At 52.9% G+C, this 16,188-nt stretch carries 15 protein-coding genes; 10 read left to right on the top strand and 5 right to left on the bottom strand.

The window, feature by feature from the left end; all coding sequences use genetic code 11:
• Positions 1 to 8 precede the first annotated feature (8 nt).
• The 7 genes from J3P34_RS06480 (at position 9) to recN (ending at position 7,320) form a co-directional block, all read left to right on the top strand.
• Complete coding sequence (locus J3P34_RS06480; protein ID WP_210487228.1) at positions 9 to 1,694, top strand: OstA-like protein; 1,686 nt, start codon at positions 9 to 11, stop codon at positions 1,692 to 1,694.
• A 73-nt stretch (positions 1,695 to 1,767) separates the two neighbouring features.
• Positions 1,768 to 2,625 carry an outer membrane protein assembly factor BamD gene (locus tag J3P34_RS06475; protein ID WP_210487226.1) on the top strand — a complete coding sequence of 286 codons (858 nt, stop codon included), beginning with the start codon at positions 1,768 to 1,770 and terminating at the stop codon, positions 2,623 to 2,625.
• Between the two features lie 33 nt (positions 2,626 to 2,658).
• Positions 2,659 to 2,988 carry a DNA-directed RNA polymerase subunit omega gene (locus tag J3P34_RS06470; protein WP_210463830.1) on the top strand — a complete coding sequence of 110 codons (330 nt, stop codon included), beginning with the start codon at positions 2,659 to 2,661 and terminating at the stop codon, positions 2,986 to 2,988.
• Positions 2,989 to 3,002: 14 nt separating this feature from the next.
• A complete protein-coding gene (locus J3P34_RS22350; protein WP_210487223.1) occupies positions 3,003 to 3,563 on the top strand; it encodes a flavoprotein in 561 nt (186 codons plus the stop codon).
• Complete coding sequence (gene coaBC / locus J3P34_RS22345; RefSeq protein WP_210463832.1) at positions 3,556 to 4,218, top strand: bifunctional phosphopantothenoylcysteine decarboxylase/phosphopantothenate--cysteine ligase CoaBC; 663 nt, start codon at positions 3,556 to 3,558, stop codon at positions 4,216 to 4,218. The genes J3P34_RS22350 and coaBC overlap by 8 nt, the downstream gene beginning before the upstream one ends.
• On the top strand, positions 4,200 to 5,108 hold the full coding sequence (gene porD / locus J3P34_RS06455; RefSeq protein ID WP_210487221.1) for a type IX secretion system protein PorD: 909 nt from the start codon (positions 4,200 to 4,202) through the stop codon (positions 5,106 to 5,108). Before coaBC ends, porD begins: the two co-directional genes overlap by 19 nt.
• Before the next feature lie 553 nt (positions 5,109 to 5,661).
• The gene (gene recN / locus J3P34_RS06450; protein WP_210487220.1) at positions 5,662 to 7,320 is read left to right on the top strand and encodes a DNA repair protein RecN; all 1,659 of its coding nucleotides are present in this window, start codon (positions 5,662 to 5,664) and stop codon (positions 7,318 to 7,320) included.
• 375 nt (positions 7,321 to 7,695) lie between these two features.
• On the opposite strand, the gene J3P34_RS06445 is transcribed toward recN, so the two are convergent.
• From J3P34_RS06445 to J3P34_RS06435, 3 genes are all read right to left on the bottom strand, one after another.
• Positions 7,696 to 9,258, bottom strand: coding sequence for a M28 family peptidase (locus tag J3P34_RS06445; protein WP_210487218.1), 1,563 nt, complete (start codon positions 9,256 to 9,258; stop codon positions 7,696 to 7,698).
• Positions 9,259 to 9,392: 134 nt separating this feature from the next.
• Positions 9,393 to 9,764, bottom strand: a complete 372-nt coding sequence (locus tag J3P34_RS06440) for a cupin domain-containing protein (RefSeq protein ID WP_210487215.1) — start codon at positions 9,762 to 9,764, stop codon at positions 9,393 to 9,395.
• A 5-nt stretch (positions 9,765 to 9,769) separates the two neighbouring features.
• Positions 9,770 to 10,018 (bottom strand): Kazal-type serine protease inhibitor domain-containing protein, encoded by a 249-nt coding sequence (locus J3P34_RS06435; RefSeq protein ID WP_210487213.1) that lies wholly within the window; start codon positions 10,016 to 10,018, stop codon positions 9,770 to 9,772.
• A 255-nt stretch (positions 10,019 to 10,273) separates the two neighbouring features.
• Between J3P34_RS06435 and J3P34_RS06430 the strand changes: the two genes are divergently transcribed.
• Positions 10,274 to 10,561, top strand: coding sequence for a YtxH domain-containing protein (locus tag J3P34_RS06430; protein ID WP_210463838.1), 288 nt, complete (start codon positions 10,274 to 10,276; stop codon positions 10,559 to 10,561).
• Between the two features lie 115 nt (positions 10,562 to 10,676).
• The gene (locus tag J3P34_RS06425) at positions 10,677 to 11,213 is read left to right on the top strand and encodes a YtxH domain-containing protein (protein WP_210487211.1); all 537 of its coding nucleotides are present in this window, start codon (positions 10,677 to 10,679) and stop codon (positions 11,211 to 11,213) included.
• 778 nt (positions 11,214 to 11,991) lie between these two features.
• Here the strand turns inward: J3P34_RS06425 and lysS are convergent.
• Both lysS and J3P34_RS06415 read right to left on the bottom strand, forming a co-directional pair.
• On the bottom strand, positions 11,992 to 13,512 hold the full coding sequence (gene lysS, locus J3P34_RS06420) for a lysine--tRNA ligase (RefSeq protein WP_210487209.1): 1,521 nt from the start codon (positions 13,510 to 13,512) through the stop codon (positions 11,992 to 11,994).
• A gap of 628 nt (positions 13,513 to 14,140) precedes the next feature.
• The gene (locus J3P34_RS06415) at positions 14,141 to 15,136 is read right to left on the bottom strand and encodes an aldo/keto reductase (RefSeq protein ID WP_210487207.1); all 996 of its coding nucleotides are present in this window, start codon (positions 15,134 to 15,136) and stop codon (positions 14,141 to 14,143) included.
• A gap of 459 nt (positions 15,137 to 15,595) precedes the next feature.
• On the opposite strand from J3P34_RS06415, the gene J3P34_RS06410 reads away from it, so the two are divergent.
• The gene (locus J3P34_RS06410) at positions 15,596 to 16,063 is read left to right on the top strand and encodes a hypothetical protein (RefSeq protein ID WP_210463842.1); all 468 of its coding nucleotides are present in this window, start codon (positions 15,596 to 15,598) and stop codon (positions 16,061 to 16,063) included.
• Positions 16,064 to 16,188: the final 125 nt, after the last annotated feature.

Here is a 16,188-nt window from a genome sequence, read left to right as displayed (position 1 = left end):
TGGCATTGATGAAGTTCACAAAGATAGGTTTAGTATCTCTTTTCTCCCTGTTCTGGGTTAATTTGGCTTTTGGGCAGGGTACGCCGGCTCCGGCGCCGACAGGAAACGGGCAGCCGGTGGAGGTATCGGCGAGCACGCTGCAGTCTGGCCGCTACAAAGGCGAGGAGGTGCGCCGCCTGCTGGGCAACGTGGTCATGCGCCAGGGTCAGACCACCCTTACCTCAGACTCAGCCTATCAGTACGCCAGCGACCGCAACAAGCTGGAGGTTTTCGGGAACGTACACATCACCCAGCCCGGCATGGACGCCACCAGCGCCACGGCCAGCTATGACGGTACCCGCCGCATCGCCAACATGCGCGGCAATGTTACCCTGCGTGATGAGCAGATGACCCTCACCACACCCTCCCTGGACTACGACCTGAACGCCAAGCGCGCCTACTATACCGAGGTCGGAAACATTGTGGGCCCGGATTACACCATCAACAGCCAGCTGGGTACCTATACCTCCGAGGATAAGGTGCTCACGTTCAAGAAGAACATCAAATACATTGGCCAGAATGCCGAGGTGGTAAGCGATACCATGTCGTACAACACGGTGACCAAGGTGGTGGAGTTCTTCGGGCCTACCACCATCAAATCACCGGACGGCACGCTGTACGCCAACCGGGGCACGTACAATACCGTCACGCGGGAATCTAACTTCAGGGGTAATGCCAGCATCAAAACCCCGGATTACCTCATTAAAGGAGAGGTGTTAACCTACGATAAAACGAAGGAATACTACACGGCCTCCAGAAACGTCTCCATGACCTCCATCAAAGATACCACCATCATCACGGGGCAGACGGCGTTGTACTGGCGGGCGAGGGGCAGGGCCAAGGTCTACGGTTCGCCGGTCATGCGTACCATTGAGAAGCGCGATACCATGTACCTCTCCGCGGATACGCTGGTTTCGGTGGAGAACGTGAAAGACAAAACCAAGAAAGGCAAACTCTACGCTTACCACGATGTGCGCATCTTCAAGTCTGACCTGCAGGGTCTTTGCGATTCTTTGACCTATGACCAGCAGGACTCCACCATCTACATGAGCCGGAACCCAAGGCTCTGGGCCAATAAAAACCAGATGACCGCAGATAGCGTGATTCTGCGGTTGCGCAACAACACCATTGACCAGATGCACATGTACGGCAACTCCTTCGCCATCTCCATAGACACGCTGGACAACTACAACCAGGTCAAGGGGCGCAGGATGATCGCGCGGTTCGCCAACGGCAAGATCAGGCGCATTGACGTGAACGGCAACGCTGAGAGCCTTTACTTCGCCCTGCAGGGCGATTCCACTACTATGGGCATGAACCGGGCAGTGAGTAGTGACATGCGCATGATGTTTGACGAAGGCAAGGTGCAGTACATCACGTTCCTGGAGCAGCCAGACGCCAAACTCATTCCGCCGCATGAGCTCAAAGACCCAGATAAACGATTGAAGGGTTTTATTTGGCGGAGCGATGAAAAGCCTACCCGGGCCTTTGTGCTGGCCAAAAGAGGTCCTAAGAAAAAGGCCACATCGGCTAAACCCGTGGCTGGCCCGGCAAAGTCAAAGAAAGACCAGAAAGCCGATAAAAAAGCAAAACCGGCCCCTAAACAGAATAAAGAAGCTAAAAAGCCTCTGGCCAAAGTCGAGCTTGGTAAATAATTGAGGCCCTATACTGAATGGAAAGACCATCCGTTCTGTTACATATAAAAAAAAGTGTTATTTTTGCGCGCTTATGACCAAACGCATTCTTTCTTATTTGCCCATCGTGCTCGTAGTCTTTCTATTGGGCGCCTGTGGGCAATACAATAAAATCCTGAAAAGCGACGACGTAGACAAGAAATACGCCGCGGCGCTCTCTTACTACGAGAAAGAGGAGTACGAGAAAGCCGGCGCCTTGCTGGAAGACCTCATGCCTTTGCTCAAAGGCCGCAGCGAGTACGAGAAAGCCAACTTCCTCTACGCCTACACCAAATACCACCAGGGCCTGTACCTGGAAAGCTCTTTTCACTTCATCTCGTTCACGCAGACGTTCCCGCGCAGCCAGTATGCAGAGGAGGCAGCTTTCATGAACGCCCGCTCATTGACCAATGAGTCGCCGTCGGTGAACCTGGACCAGCAGAGCACCGTGCAAGCCATGGCGGCCCTGCAGGAGTTCATGCGCCGCTATCCGCAGAGCAAGTACATGGCCGATGCGAACAAGATCTACGACGAGCTTTCACGCAAGATTGAGGTAAAAGCCTTTGAGAACGCCAGGCAGTACTACAAACTCACCAACTACGATCCGCAGTATTACAAAGCGGCGGTAGTGTCCCTGGAGAACTTCCGGAAGAACTACCCGTCGTCGGTGTATAACGAGGAGGCGGCTTTCCTGCGCATTGATGCCCAGTACAACTACGCGAAGGAAAGTATTGAATCCAAGCAGCGCGACCGCTACGCCGAGGTGATCACCATGTACCAGACCTTTGTGGACGCTTATCCGCAGAGCAAGTTTTTACGTAACGCCGAGAACCTCTATGACGCCAGCCGCCAAGCGCTGGAGAAACTGAGCAAAACCCCGGCCGCTGCGGCAGCCGCTACGGCAAACAAGTAAGTTAATTTTTGTAAAACCCAATTCACTAGACATATGGCCCAAGTACCAGCATCCATCGTAACGCGTAACATATCTGACCTGGCAGTTGAGACCGGTAACGTATATCAGTCAATCTCCATCATCTCTAAGCGCGCGAACCAGATTGCCGTGAAGGTGAAAGAGGAATTGAACTCTAAACTGGCCGAGTTTGCCACCACCGTGGACAACCTGGAGGAAGTGTTTGAGAACCGCGAGCAGATTGAGATCTCTAAATACTATGAGCGTCTTCCTAAGCCTACCAACATGGCCATTGAAGAGTTTGTAGAAGGAAAAGTATATTTCCGGAACGCCGATGACGAGGAGCAAACCTCTTCCGCGCTTTAATTCAACGTTTCTGAATGCTTCGGCATAAGAAAATAATCCTGGGGGTCTGCGGAAGCATAGCGGCGTACAAAGCGGCTTTGCTGGTGCGGCTCCTCATCAAGGCAGAAGCAGAAGTGCAGGTAATCCTGACCACTTCTGCTTCTGCTTTTATAACCCCTGTCACTTTAGCCACGCTTTCCAAGAAGCCGGTTTTAACCCAGTTCGTGCGCGATGACCAATCCGGACTCTGGCACAACCACGTGGAACTGGGCCTTTGGGCCGATGCCCTGGTAGTGGCCCCCGCCAGCGCCAACACCGTAGGGAAATTCGCCCGCGGATTGTGTGACAACCTGCTGTCGGCGACGTATCTCTCGGCAAGGTGCCCGGTGTTTGTGGCCCCGGCCATGGACCTGGACATGTACCAGCACCCAGCCGTGCAGGAGAACTTCAGGCTGTTGCGCTCTTACGGGAACCACGTGATTGAAGCAGGGCACGGCGAGTTGGCCAGCGGATTGGTAGGGCAGGGGCGCCTGGCAGAGCCCGAAGAAATCATCCAGGTTTTAGAACAGTATTTCATTTCCCAGAACATTGTTTAGCGGCAAGAAAGTCCTGATTACGGCCGGGCCCACCTATGAGCCCCTGGACCCGGTACGGTTCATCGGTAACCACTCCACCGGCAAAATGGGCTTCGCCCTGGCCCGCAAATTAGCCGAGCAAGGCGCCGAGGTGAATTTGGTGGCCGGTCCTACGGCACTTACCTTGAAGCACCCGTTGGTACACATCACGCACGTGATGACCGCCGATGAGATGTACGCCGCCTGCGCCCGGAAAGCGCCGGAAACCGACCTCTGGATTTTCGCGGCGGCCGTGGCCGATTACAAACCCAAGGACACCGCTACCTCTAAAATAAAAAAAAGCGATGCTTCTTTTACTATTGAGTTGGTGAAGAACGTTGATATAGCAGCTACCTTGGGCAAGGAGAAACGCACTGATCAGTTTGCCGTAGGCTTCGCCCTGGAAACCGATCAGGAACTGGAGAACGCCCGCGGCAAACTCCTCAAGAAAAACCTGGACATGGTGGTGCTCAACTCGCTCCGTGACCCCGGTGCTGGCTTCAAGCACGACACCAATAAAATCACCATTGTGAAGGCCAACTCCGTAGAGGAGTATAACCTGAAAGCCAAAGACGAGGTAGCACAAGATATTCTGGAATCCATTAAAGCTGAATGGGCATGTTTGCAAAAAAAATAGGCTGGGTTTTACTCTGTCTCCTGTTCCCGCTGGGCGCCATGGCGCAGGAACTACGCTGCGAGGTCACCGTGAACAGCGACCAGGTACAGGCCACCGACCGGCAGGTGTTCCAGCAGATGCAGAACGCCATCTCTGAGATCATGAACAACACCCGCTGGACCAGTGATGTGTACCAGAACGAGGAGCGCATCCGGTGCAAGATGTTCATCACGTTGCGGGCCATGCCGCAGATTGGCGTCTACGAGGCTAACACGCAGATCATCTCCAGCCGCCCTACCTACGGCACTGGCTACGAGACCACCGTGCTTTCCTTCGTGGACACCAAGTTTGAGTTTGAGTACAACCCGGCTCAGCCGCTGCAATACGCGCCCAATACCTATACTTCCAACCTGACCGCCATCCTGTCTTTCTACGCCTATACTATCATTGGCATGGACAATGACAGCTTTTCGCGATTGGGTGGGGCCAATGCCTTAGCCGAGGCCAGCAACATCCTGAACCTGGTGACCTCTGCGGGGGCCGCCGGCGGCGGATGGAGCGCTACCGCCGATACCCGTAACCGATACTGGCTTATTAATAACCTGCAGGACCCGCAGTTTGAGCCCCTGCGTTCGGCCATCTACCTGTACCACCGTCAGGGACTGGACCTAATGTCTCAGGATCCCGAGAAAGCCCGGCAGAATATTCTGGAGGCCTTGAAGAACATCCAACAGGTGGCCCGCATACGCTCCGGCAGCGCCGCTCTGCGGTCTTTCTTTGAAGCCAAAGCCACCGAGCTGAGCAACGCCTTTGCCTCGGCCACGCCCGCCCAGAAGCAGCAGGCCTACGAATTGCTCACCCAGATAGACCCCACCAACCGGGCTAAATACGAGCCCCTGACCAGACGCTAGACTTCCGTTTAGGGCCTGTTTTCAGGAAAACACAGATAAAGCATATTCCCGTTTTAGGGCATATTCTACAATAACATTCTTAAAACGAGAGAAGCCTTTCCCGCAAAAACTGGGGAAGGCTTCTCTCGTTTCTGGCCTGATGCAAAGGAAGATTGTTCTTGCGGCTAAATATGTGTTGTCCTTTTATACCAAGTGACGAAGGCTTTACAATGAAGGAAAAATCACGTTTCTTTAGAGGCAGTTTTACAAGAGCAGTTAGGTAGTAAACCTGGTTGAGGTTTTAAGCCGAGGACTGGAACAGAGAGGCGGTTGGTGTTGTTGAAAATTTCGGGTCCGGACCTATTCCTTAACCGGGAGGGGAGAACCTGCACCGTTTACCTCTGCCGCACGTACTGGAATAGGAACCTGGCTTATATAGGATTTTCCCATCGCGGCAGCGATTTTCAGGAAATAATTTAGGCTATATTTATTAGTCTTGAAACTAAATAAATTAGCATCTTTGTCTATTGGAGTACACCAACACAACGCAAACTGAAAGAGGCATTCCTACTTTATGCTCGTAGATCTTAAGATAAAAAATTACGCCCTTATTGAGCAGCTGGAGCTGCAACCATCGCCGCTGCTGAACATTATTACCGGTGAAACGGGCGCTGGTAAATCTATCATGCTGGGAGCCATCGGGTTGCTGCTGGGTAACCGCGCAGATTCTAAGTTGCTGTTCAACCAGAACGAGAAATGCGTGATTGAAGGCTCCTTCAACATCTCTGAATACAACCTGGCCGCCTTTTTTGAGGAGGAAGACCTGGACTTTGAGCCCGTGAGCCTGCTGCGCCGCGAGATCAGCCCCAGCGGCAAATCTCGGGCCTTCGTGAACGACACACCTGTGACCCTGGACCAACTGCGCCGCATAGGCGATCAACTCATGGATATCCACTCGCAGCATGATACTTTGCTTTTAGGTGACCAGGGTTACCAGCTGAACATTGTGGACCTGTACGCCCAGAACGAGGAACTGCGCAACGGCTACGGCGTGGCGTACCGCACCTACAAAAAGCTGGAGCGCGAGTACAAAGACCTGGAAAGCCAACTGGCGCAGAGCCAGAAAGAACTTGACTACAATACCTTCCTGCTGAATGAACTGTCTGAGGCCAATCTGCAGGCCGAGGAACAGGAAAGCCATGAGGTGGAACTGAAGCAACTTGAGCACGCCGAGGAAATCAAGCTGAAACTTAGCCAAGCCCTGCAGTATATTTCGGAGAGCGAGTATAACGCCGCTGGTGCCCTCAAAGACGCCAGCCACCTGCTGGGTCAGGTAACCGAATACGGCGAAAGTTTCCAGATCCTGAAAGAGCGCCTGGACAGCTGCCTCATTGAGCTCAACGACATCGGGAGCGAACTGGAGGACGCCGAGCGCAAGACCGAGGCCGACCCGCAGCGCGCCGAGCAACTGCAGGAGCGCCTGGACCTCATTTATACCTTGCAACGCAAGCACCAGGTACGCACCGTGGAAGAACTACTGGCCCTGCAGGCCGAGCTGGAAATAAAGGTGAGCAGCGTCCACAACCTGGATGCAGCCATTGAGAAAACCAAGAAAGCCCTGACCGCTGCCTTGCAGGAAGTAGAAGCCCGCGCCGAGGAACTGTCCCAGAGCCGCACCGGTATCTTCTCCACTTTCCAGGACGAGCTTCACAGCCTACTCTTTGAATTGGGCATGCCAAATGCACGGGTAGTTTTCGAGCACAAGGTCTCAGCGCCGGCTCCTACTGGGATTGACGTGGTTAACATTCTGTTCAGCGCGAACAAAGGCGCCGCGCCGCAGACCTTGAGCAAAGCGGCCTCGGGTGGGGAGTTCTCCCGCCTCATGCTCTGCGTGAAGTACCTGCTCGCCGACAAAACTGCCTTGCCTACCATCATCTTTGACGAGATCGACACCGGTATCTCAGGCGAGATTGCCGTGAAAGTGGGCCGCATGATGCAGCAGATGTCACAGAAGCACCAGTTGATCTGTATCTCGCACCTTCCACAGATGGCCGCCCAAGGCGATACGCACTACTTCGTCTACAAAGAAGACCGCGCCGACCGCACGATCAGCCGCGTGCGTCAGCTGAGCCACGAAGAACGCGTAGTAGAGATCGCCCAGATGATCGCCGGCGCCAACCCATCGGAAAACGCCTTCCAAAGCGCGAAAGAATTGCTGGCGCTGAGTGCCTGATGTGTGGAGTTGTTTGAGGGTTGTTTTTAGTATAGGGTTCTAAAACGTTTGGCCACGAAAACTGTAAGTGACTCGCCCTTTTGCAAATTCTCCCCTTGAGGGAGATAAAGAGGGATGTTTCCATTTGCTAATCAAAGCATTCTCAAGTAGGGGTAATCCCTTGTGGTTGCCCATTCCGGTTACCACCGCCATTCCAGTTGTTGGTGATAACACCAACAACGGCATGCGACGATGACGTACGGAAAATCGGATTATGTAGCTTATACGCTCTTATAAAACAGAAAACCCTCTGCAGAACTGCAGGGGGTTTTCTGTTTAAGGCCTGTTTGGGTGAAATCAGCTGCAAAACAAACCTAGGTCGCCACTATTTAATGATTACCTCTCCAATTTGAAATCTGGGTCCACGGTGGGGCGCTGCAGGGTGTTGGAGATAGCCCAACCGGTAGCGTACATCCATCGGGTCATCTTAGCCAGTTTGGTGATGTCTATCCGCTGGGCCTCATCGCGAGGGGTGTGGTAGTCTGGGTGCAGGAGGGTGGTGAAGAAGATAGCCGGGATACCCACGCGCGCGTAGGGCAGGTGATCGCTCCGGAAATACCAGCCCTCGGGGTGACGCTGCTCGTCCCAGGAGGTGTCTAGCTTGAATTTGGTGAAGTTTTGGTTCGCCTGCAGGGCCATGTCTACCAAGGCGGTGGAGTTCTTGTGCGGTTTGATGGAGCCCAACAGCGCGGCGGAATCTGGGGCGTTACGGCCAATCATATCGCCGTTGAGTACCGCTACAATGGATTCTTTCTTTACCGTAGGGTTCTCGGCGTACCAGCGGGAGCCCAGCAGGCCGCGTTCCTCGGCGCCGTGCCAGACAAACAAAGCGGAGCGTTGACCGGGGTTCTGTTTCCAGGCGCGCGCAATGGCCAGCATGGCCACACTTACCGTTCCATTGTCATCGGCCCCGTTCCAGATGGAGTCACCATTGATGGGCGTGCCCACTCCGTCATGGTCATGGTGCCCGCTGAAAAGCACGTACTCGTTTCTGAGGTTAGGATCGGCGCCGGGCGCCCGGGCCACCACGTTGGCAGATGGATAGATATAGCTGTCTACCTTAATTTGGATTCTGGAAGTGCCGGAGGGCTTGCGGAGGTTGTCTTGCATGGATTGACCGCTTGCCGTAGGCAGCACAATAAGCGTAGGAACCGCTCTGGAGGAAGTTTGGGCCGTGGCTACCAGACCTTCCAGTTGGTAGCTGCCTTCCTCAAACCCGTGACCCGCGAAAGCCAGGCTGGCCTGGGTAGTGGAATCCGCGATGAGCACAATGGCGGCGGCTCCGGCCCGTGTAAGAATAGTTCCCTGTTGGCGTACCGCCGATAAAATGTAGCGATAACCCCAGAGGCTCATGCCGGGAGCCGGCAGGTTGGTAGGGGGCAGCATCCGCATGGCCACGATCTTACCCCGCAGGTTCTGCCGGGTGGTGTCTGCTAAAGAATTAAGGAAAACGGGTGTGCTTTCCGCTACACCTTCTACCGGCGAGGTCACCCACACTTCCTTGTTCAGGAGTAGCCTGCGGCCATTGATCGTGATGTGGCTTTGACGAGAGACCTGCGTGCGGCGCAGCGGGAAGAACTGGAAATACGTACCATCGTCGCCGGCAGGCAGCAGACCGGCCTCGCGGGCGCGTTCGGCCATCCAGGCAGCGGCTCGTAGTTCCTCAGTTTCCCCGGCCCGGCGGCCGCGCAGGCTATCGCTGGCTAAAGAAAATAAATCACGCCGCAGATCGTCCTCCCTGATCACGGAAAACGCCGGCGGGTTGGTGGCGGAGGCAGGTGTGCTTTGCTGCGATGTTGCAGCAGGTTTGCTGCAACTGCCAAATACCAGGATAGACAAAGCGCCCAATGCGGTAAATCTCCGGACCCTTTTAGAAATAGAAAAGTAAGTTTGTGTCATAGATTGTTCGTTTGGTGTACCCTTTTAAAGAAAGGTCACTAATAAGTGCGGTGATCCGTTTATGGCCTGGTTTTTAGAAAACAGGTCCTAAACGGACCACCTGAGTAGGGTATCATCGGCTTGGAAGCCATTGATTACTCGTCTTCGCGGTTCACGGTATTGATGTCAAAGGCGGGCACGCAGATAGACCAGTATTCGCATTCCTCATCAAATGGGTTGGCGTACCGGACGCGGGCGCCGGCCTTGATGTGCAGGGTCTGGCCCGCCGAGAGCACCACCGGCTCACCGTCGACCTCAATCTGTTTTCTGCCCCTTAGCACAATGGTCACTTCGTCAAACTCAGGGGTCTGATGCGGTTCGCTCCAATGGGGCGGCGCCACCATATGGGCCACGCTAAAGCCCTCGGTGCGGGTGCTGGCCAGTCCGAAGTGCTCCTCAATGAGTTTACCATCGGTGGTAGGCACTCTGAAGGGCGCCGTCTGCAAGTAGTATTTTTTCTCGCTCATAGGGTTTAGTTATTGGTGGTTTTAGTGGGGCATTCGCCTTTGTTGTAGGAGGTAACGCCAGAGATCTCAGCGGTGCAGGCGTTGCCGTAGGTCTTGCCGTCGCAGCCGCACACGGGGTCATATTGCATGGTGCAGGCGCGCTCTTTATCTATTTTGGCAGGGTCAATGCAGGCGGTGGCAGTTTGCTGGTTGCTCTTGCAGCTGAAAACGGCACCGCACAGCAAAAATGCGGGAAGCAGAAGGTGTTTTTTCATAGTGCTTATTGTCTGGTGAAATATACGTAAATAAGCTAGTTGCGTGCGCATTGGGTTTTCCACCAGCGGTTTTAGGATTTATTTCCCAAAATGGGTTAAAAACAACTAACCCTCCTCCGTATAAATGCGTAAACCGCTTGAATATATGTTACAATATATATTTATTGTTTAGCATATTGCCGATGCAAGTACCTGCGTTATACAGATGTGCCTGCATAAACATTTATAAAACATCAACCTTTATCTTTTCTTACTATGAAAAATGACAATTCAAAAGTCCTGATCGCCCTTGCCGCTGGTGCAACCGCTGGTTTAGCTGCTGGTATCCTGTTAGCCCCTAGCAACGGAAAAGAGTCCCGCGATGGTCTGTTGAAAGCCGCTGGTCAGTTAGCTGATAGCGTAAACGGACAAATTGCCCCTTACCTGGAGAAACTGAGCGGCTTAACCAGCCTGCTGGGCGGTTCTGAAGGCGCAAACGGTGCCAGCAAATCTTCTGATAACAACGCCTCTGCTGCCTCAGACAACGCTGGCGCGCAGTCCTAAGCTTTTTAGCACCCTTGGTTTGGCTGCAGGAGAGGCATAACTAAATGTTTTTTACTATCGTTAAGGAGAATTGGGTAATTTAATTTAAACCATAATTCCTATAAAAATAAAGCTCATGAAAGACGATAATGGAAAAATCATTCTGGCTATGCTCGCCGGCGCCGGTGCCGGTATCATAGCTGGTGTTTTGATGGCGCCGGAGGCGGGTGAGACCACCCGTGGCAACCTGAAAAAATCTGCCTCTAAACTGGGGTCTAACCTGGGTTCAAAAGTGCAGGCCCTAGGTACCAGTGCCAGCGCGCTCATCGGACGGAAATCTTCCGGCGACCCTGAGGTGGTGAATACCGGATCTAACTCTACGCCTACTTCGCACCTGGACAACAACCCAACGGGCGGCAACGTGGACTTGATGACTGGCGACAATCCTCGTGATAACGCCACCGGAACTGCTCCATCAGACATGGGGGCTGGGGTAACCGGCGGAGCCTATGGCGCTGATGCCGGAACGCTGGGTACAGATACCGATGCAAACGCCACTTCTACCAGCGCGGGTACAACCACCGGCGGCACTACCAAGCCCAAAAGAGCCAGCAGAGCCAAAGGCGCTTCTAAATCCGGGTCAACCGGCACCGGATCAGATGCCTCAGCGTAAAATTATTTTCTTCTCTTAATGTTTTTGTAACCTTCTGGTAGCAGGCTCGTTAAAGAATAGAAAGTATGATTGGTTAAATAAGAAATTGCGAAACAGATGAAGTAACGCAAAGTTGTTTGATGACGTTGAAACTTAAATAAAATTGACCAATAGGTTAAGCTTTTTAAGGGATACTAGGATAACTTAGTAACACAGACGAAAGTCACATCAGTTAGCGAGTAGAAGTTATTTAACCAATATAAGAAAGCCTTCCCAACCGGGGAAGGCTTTCTGCATTTACGGGTTTCTAGTTTTTGGGGAATTATCTTGGAATTGGCCCTAAACGGTTGCTATGCTAGTGCGAGCAAAGAATTATGGTTATTCCGCTGGCGCGAGCGTCCCGCTCGTGTCCGCACGCATTGCTGTGAAACTTTTGCTTTCTGCTTTTCAGGGTCCAGGTGTTCTGCTTGATCTTCAAAGTGCTTCTCCTCCTATTTGTCATCTTGGAAAAATCTTGTGGGCGAACTATAAAAGCGTTGAAGAAACGACTTTACCGCTTGTCCCAAGATCTTTTCAGGATGACAAAAGAGAATAGGGCTTTTTACCAGCAATACGTGCGGACACGAGCGGGACGCTCGCGCCAGCGTCCAAAAGCTATGGTTTCACTTCATATGCGTTTCGTACCCAGATTTCAGAATACTGTCCATAAACGGAAAGGCCGCTCTCAATGGGGCGGCCTTTCCGTTTTATATGAATGCTGACTGCCAATAGCACGTCAGCACATTATCAAATTAGCACATTAATTGTTCTCCGGCTTCATCTGCGGGAAGAACAGCACATCCTGAATAGACTGTGAGTTGGTCATGATCATGCTCAGGCGGTCAATTCCGATGCCCAGACCGGCGGTTGGTGGCATGCCGTACTCCAGGGCACGCAGGAAGTCCTCGTCCAGTACCATGGCCTCAGTGTCACCGCGTTTGCCCAGTTCAAGTTGCTCTTCAAAGCGGGCGCGTTGGTCAATGGGGTCGTTCAACTCAGAGAAGGAGTTACAAATCTCTTTTCCGTTGCAGATCGCCTCGAAACGCTCTACCAAGCCTTCTTTGCTGCGGTGCTTTTTGGCCAGCGGACTCATCTCCACCGGATAGTCGGTGATGAAGGTAGGCTGGATCAGTTGCCCTTCGCATTTCTCCCCGAAGATCTCGTCAATGATCTTGCCTTTCCCGATGTTCGGGTCCAGCCTAATGCCCAGGCTAGTAGCGGTTTCGCGAAGTTGGGCCTCGTCCATCTCAGAGATATCAATGCCGGTGAAGTGCTGGATAGCCTCAAACATGGTGAAGCGTTTCCAGGGGCGCGCGAAGTTGATCACGTTCTCGCCAACCTGTACCTCTGTGGTTCCGTGCAGCGCCAAAGCTACTTTCTCCACCATCTCTTCCACCAGGTCCATCATCCAGTAGTAGTCTTTGTAGGCCACGTACAACTCAACCTGGGTGAACTCAGGGTTGTGGAAACGGCTCATGCCTTCGTTCCGGAAGTCCTTGGAGAACTCGTACACGCCGTCAAAACCACCCACGATAAGACGCTTCAGGTACAGTTCATTGGCAATGCGCAGGTACAAGGTCATGTCCAGGGTATTGTGGTGCGTCTTGAACGGACGGGCGGCGGCGCCCCCGTACAAAGGCTGCAGGATAGGCGTCTCCACCTCCAGGTAACCGCGCTCGTTCAGGTACTCGCGCATGGTGTTCACCAGCTTGGTGCGTTTGATGAAGGTGTCACGCACCTCTGGGTTCACCACTAGGTCCACGTACCGCTGACGGTAACGCAGTTCAGGATCGGTGAAGGCATCGTACACGTGCTCTACGCCATTCTCGTCTACCTCACGCTTTACAATAGGCAGCGGCTTCAAAGACTTTGCCAGCAGGGTCAGCTCCGTAACGTGCACCGAGGTTTCGCCCACCTGGGTTTTGAACACGTAGCCTTTCACCCCAATGAAGTCTCCTATGTCCAGCATTTTCTTGAACACGGTGTTATAGAGGTCCTTGTTTTCGCCCGGGGCGATGTCATCGCGGGAAACGTAGATCTGGATGCGGCCCGAGCTGTCCATGAGTTCGGCAAAAGAGGCCTTGCCCATTACGCGGCGGCTCATGAGACGACCCGCCAGGCTAACTTCCTGGTAGTTGTTCTGTTCCGGATCGTAGTTGTCCTTTATATCCTTGGCCGTGGCAGTCACGTCAAAAAGTTCGGAAGGGTAGGGGTTGATGCCCATCTTCTGGAGCTCTTCGCGCTCATGGCGCCGGCGTAGTTCCTGTTCGCTTAAATGCATGGAAACGGTCTTTCAGTGTCTTCTAAAAATCAAACCGCGAATTTCGGAAATTATTCCCATACATAGAGAAGGATGGGAGTAAACCTTTTCATTCGTTTTTATCCTGAGGTAATGTATAGCATACTGCTTTTGTGGTTAATGGCTGCTCTGGCCCATGCAGTTTGTTTGTTGCTGGCGAAGGACCGCTGTTTGCGTGGGTGCATTAGCTTTATTGTTTCATTGCTATGCTCCGTGCGCTCACGGCCGCGAGGCCCCGTCTTCCGCGCTCGCGCTGTACCAGTTTCCTTTGCTCCCTATGGTCGCAATGCCTGCGGCACCGGAACCTGCTTAGGCGCTCGCCCGAAAGACTGGAAACATGGAAAGTAGCAGCATTTGTGACGTTTTCAGAACCCCCATAGAGACTAGGCACTGCCTTGTCTTCACCACGCATTCCCCTCCTCGGAAGGGTAGGGATTCCATTTTATTATGGTTCAAGTATGTGACTTGGACCTATAATGACCGGAAGTTTGCAACTTTCGTGAGGTAAGAATATCTAGAAATAAATCCATATACCGGAAAAAAAATCGAATCGGGGCTGCTTTCTAGAAAACAGCCCCGATTCGATTTCAACAGAAAATACTATCACCTCTTACTTGGGCAGTTCCAGTTTGTTCAGCTCATCGGTGATGAAGGTGATTTCCTCCTGGCTGAGCTGCACGTCCATGGCTTTGGCGTTCTGGATGGTCTGCTCGGCGTTGCGGGCGCCTACCAGCGCAATGGTGATGCCGGGCTGTGCAATGGTCCAGCGGAGCACCAGCTGGCCCAGCGTGGCGTTCTTGTCATCGGCCAGTGGCTTGATCTTGTCCAGGAAGGCATTCACCTTCACCAGGTTCTCGGGTTGGTAGATGGGCAGGCTAGCGCGGTGGTCGCCTTCGTTGAAGTGGTGGCCGGGTTTGATCTTGCCGGTGAGTAAACCACGTTCCAGCGGGCTGTAGGCTAGAATCCCGATCTGCTGCTCCAGGCTGTGCGGCACCACATCGGCTTCAATGTTGCGGTGCACCATGCTGTAGGGCACCTGATTAGAAGCCAGCGTGAGGTACTTCTCGGCTTCTTGCATCTGAGCCACGTTGTAGTTGCTTACCCCGGCCTGGCGCACTTTTCCTTCTTTGATGAGCTGCGCCACTGTCTCCATGGTTTCCTGGATGGGCGTAGTAGAATCTGGCCAGTGAATTTGGTACAGATCTATATAATCAGTGCCTAAACGGCGGAGGCTGTCTTCGCATTCTTTGATGATGCTCTCGCGGCCGGCGTATTTGTAGATGTCAATGTTCTTGCCCTGGTTGTCCTCGCTGTTCATGGCGAAATCACCTTTGGCCAGATCCCAGCGCATGCCGTATTTGGTGAGGATCTGCACTTTGTCGCGCGGAATGCCTTTAATGGCCTCGCCCACAATCTCCTCGCTCAAACCCTGGCCGTAGATGGGTGCGGTATCAATGGAGGTCATGCCGTGTTCATAGGCGGCTCTGATGGCGTCTACAGCTTCCTGTCGTTCCGTGCCGCCCCACATCCAGCCGCCGGCTGCCCAGGCGCCAAACGTCAGCACTGATACTTCCAGGTCTGTGGTTCCTAATTTTCTGTATTCCATTTTGCTTTAATTAAGTTCTGATTTCGGTTCAGTCTGCCATTGAAAGCGACCTACCTGTATGTACGAAACCCAAAGAAAAGAACTAGGTTCAGGAAATAGAATATTGCAATGGTGGTGCGGAGTATACTAAGCTGTTCCAATGCGGTTTAAAAGCGGGAGTGGGATGCCTATCACCGATGGAAGCCTGTTTCAACCCTCCCTTGTGAGGAGAGATGTTTCCGTGGGCTGACAAGAACCTTCTTTTGGTAAAGGCAAAGAAGCTGCCGGCGCCTTGCTGGTGACCGGAATAACCTCGGTTTTGTTTTACTTAACCAAGCGCGGAGAGACGCTAAGGTAAAGTAAGGTCTGGTCTTTCCTGGTTTTGGCCCTGAAACAGAAAAACAGGCTGAAATCGCCGGGGCGAAAATCCTAATCCTTCACAAGCTTTCGCCGTTTAAGACAGAAACAAATCCCCCAACTATGAAATGTGAATTGAGCCTGATCTTCGAGGAAAACGACGGAACGCTGCGCTGGATCTTCAATATATTGATTTACGCCCACCAGATCAGCGACCCGCCCGTGCGCAAGATGCTGCAGCCTACTTTAAAGGAGTTTTTGCACAAACGCAGCTACCAGGAGGTGGTGCGCCTGGCCGAGACCGACATTGACGAAGGGGATTTCGTGCGCGACTACCTGAAGCAGAACCTCATCAAGTTCAACGCCTCACAGGTGCGGGTGAAAGGGGAGAAGATCAAGTCCATGTGCTTTACCATTGAACAGGCGGGCCACATGCAGGCCGCCGCAGACCCAGAATCAGTAGACCCCGAGGTATTGGCCCTATTTGAAGGCCACGAACTGAAACTACACCAGATCAACCTTTGTGCCATAGAAGCCTTGAAAACCGCGGGTGCTAAGGGCGTGCACATTGAGAAGTTCAGCCACGAGTAGAACTTGGGGATGTGTAGATTTGGAAATTTGGAGATGTAAGGAGATGAACCGGTTTGCCCAAAAATGAAATCGGCCTGTTTTTGGGAAAACAGGCCGAAAAAGCTTTGTGTAAAATATCCAATCAT

This window comes from Rufibacter aurantiacus (genome assembly GCF_017916345.1).
GTDB classification, from domain to species: domain Bacteria; phylum Bacteroidota; class Bacteroidia; order Cytophagales; family Hymenobacteraceae; genus Nibribacter; species Nibribacter roseolus.
Note: the sequence above shows the minus strand (reverse complement) of the source record. Positions and strands in the feature narration are given on the sequence as shown.

Bases quoted from the DNA above. Each gene is read 5' to 3' on its own strand.
- J3P34_RS06480 (WP_210487228.1), top strand. From the start codon at position 9: ATGAAGTTCACAAAGATAGGTTTAGTATCTCTTTTCTCCCTGTTCTGG.
- J3P34_RS06475 (WP_210487226.1), top strand. From the start codon at position 1,768: ATGACCAAACGCATTCTTTCTTATTTGCCCATCGTGCTCGTAGTCTTT.
- J3P34_RS06470 (WP_210463830.1), top strand. From the start codon at position 2,659: ATGGCCCAAGTACCAGCATCCATCGTAACGCGTAACATATCTGACCTG.
- J3P34_RS22350 (WP_210487223.1), top strand. From the start codon at position 3,003: ATGCTTCGGCATAAGAAAATAATCCTGGGGGTCTGCGGAAGCATAGCG.
- porD (WP_210487221.1), top strand. From the start codon at position 4,200: ATGTTTGCAAAAAAAATAGGCTGGGTTTTACTCTGTCTCCTGTTCCCG.
- recN (WP_210487220.1), top strand. From the start codon at position 5,662: ATGCTCGTAGATCTTAAGATAAAAAATTACGCCCTTATTGAGCAGCTG.
- J3P34_RS06445 (WP_210487218.1), bottom strand. From the start codon at position 9,258: ATGACACAAACTTACTTTTCTATTTCTAAAAGGGTCCGGAGATTTACC.
- J3P34_RS06440 (WP_210487215.1), bottom strand. From the start codon at position 9,764: ATGAGCGAGAAAAAATACTACTTGCAGACGGCGCCCTTCAGAGTGCCT.
- J3P34_RS06435 (WP_210487213.1), bottom strand. From the start codon at position 10,018: ATGAAAAAACACCTTCTGCTTCCCGCATTTTTGCTGTGCGGTGCCGTT.
- J3P34_RS06430 (WP_210463838.1), top strand. From the start codon at position 10,274: ATGAAAAATGACAATTCAAAAGTCCTGATCGCCCTTGCCGCTGGTGCA.
- J3P34_RS06425 (WP_210487211.1), top strand. From the start codon at position 10,677: ATGAAAGACGATAATGGAAAAATCATTCTGGCTATGCTCGCCGGCGCC.
- lysS (WP_210487209.1), bottom strand. From the start codon at position 13,512: ATGCATTTAAGCGAACAGGAACTACGCCGGCGCCATGAGCGCGAAGAG.
- J3P34_RS06415 (WP_210487207.1), bottom strand. From the start codon at position 15,136: ATGGAATACAGAAAATTAGGAACCACAGACCTGGAAGTATCAGTGCTG.
- J3P34_RS06410 (WP_210463842.1), top strand. From the start codon at position 15,596: ATGAAATGTGAATTGAGCCTGATCTTCGAGGAAAACGACGGAACGCTG.